Genomic DNA, 1,529 nt, shown 5'->3' on the forward strand with positions numbered 1-1,529 from the left:
TAACTTCTCAAAGTAACTTCCACTTGCCTAACCAAAGTGGAAATTAGTCTAAAACGGATTTTTATGGTGGAATTAAGTATGAGACGTTTGAGTTAGAAACGAGGCTCACTATGACAAAACATAAACACCTTACCCTTTCAGACCGTAATGATATCCAATTGGGCTTAGAGCGCGGTGAAACCTTCAAAGCTATCGGGCAACTTGTTCTAAAAGACCCGACTACTGTTTCTAAAGAAGTCAAACGAAACAAACAAATTAGATACTCTACCTCTAACAACCTTCCTTGCCCTTTACTCGATAAGGCTCCCTTTGTCTGTAATGGATGTCCTAAAAGAAGACAGAATTGTGGCTATAAGAAGATCTTCTACCTCGCTAAACAAGCTCAAAAACAGTACGAACAAACTCTTGTTGAATCTCGTGAAGGAACTCCTCTTAATTCTCAGACTTTCTGGGATATGGACAAAATCATTTCTGATGGGGTTAAAAAAGGACAACACATCTATCATATTCTGAAAACTCATAACCTTGATGTTAGCTCCTCGACTGTCTATCGACACATCCGAAAAGGTTACCTGTCTATCGCTCCGATTGATCTTGCCAGAGCCGTTAAATTCAAAGAAAGACGGAAAAGTAAGCTACCTTCCATCCCTAAAGAAGCTAAAAAAGGCCGTTCCTATGAGGATTTCCAAAACTATTTAGCACTGAATCAACTAGACTCTTGGCTGGAAATGGATACGGTTATGGGTAGAATGGGAGGTAAAGTCCTACTCACCTTCAATCTATCTTTCTGTAACTTTATCTTCGCTAGACTTCTGGATAATAAAACTGCCCTTGAGGTTACCAAACACCTCTATGATATTAAGAACACTCTTCACCAAGCGGACAAAGATTTCTTCCAACTCTTTCCTGTCATTCTTACCGATAATGGTGGAGAGTTTGCAAGGGTTGATGACATCGAAATGGATGTGCGAGGAGAGAGTAAGCTATTCTTTTGTGACCCTAATCGCTCTGACCAGAAAGGCAGAATTGAGAAAAATCACACGCTGATTCGCGACATTCTACCTAAAGGAACTTCTTTTGACAACTTAACTCAAGAGGACATCAATCTCGTTTGTTCGCATGTCAACAGCGTCAAACGTGCTGCTTTGAATGGAAAGTCAGCCTATGAACTCTTTGTCTTTACCTATGGAGAAGAAATTCCTAAGCTTCTAGGCATTTCTAAAATACCTGCAGAAGACGTTTGTCAGTCTTCTACATTACTCCAACATAAGTTCTAAAAACTAATCTTTAACCGCATTCAAACGTCTCACACTAACTTCCACCATAGCGGAACTTAATCTGAAACGCTTTCAGATAAGGGGATTTTGTGCGCTCTTTTTTTCGATTCATTTTGGTTACAAAAGCAATAAAATCAAGCATGATTAAAACCAGTGGAACTTACCCTGACACGGATTTCCACTGGTTTTTACGATTTTTATCAGACTAACTTCCACTTGGATTAACGGTGGAAGTTAGTTTGGGAATTTACC

1 protein-coding gene is annotated in these 1,529 nt (G+C 39.4%); it reads left to right on the forward strand.

Annotated elements, in window-relative coordinates:
- The first annotated feature begins 110 nt into the window (after nucleotides 1-110).
- Nucleotides 111-1,277, forward strand: a complete 1,167-nt coding sequence (locus HT721_RS06555; RefSeq protein WP_173214493.1) for an IS30 family transposase — start codon at nucleotides 111-113, stop codon at nucleotides 1,275-1,277.
- The last annotated feature ends 252 nt before the right edge of the window (nucleotides 1,278-1,529 follow it).

The organism is Streptococcus sp. 4094 (assembly GCF_013277125.1).
Classification (GTDB): domain Bacteria; phylum Bacillota; class Bacilli; order Lactobacillales; family Streptococcaceae; genus Streptococcus.

Excerpts from the sequence above, each read along its gene's own strand:
- HT721_RS06555 (WP_173214493.1), top strand. The coding sequence starts at position 111 with ATGACAAAACATAAACACCTTACCCTTTCAGACCGTAATGATATCCAA.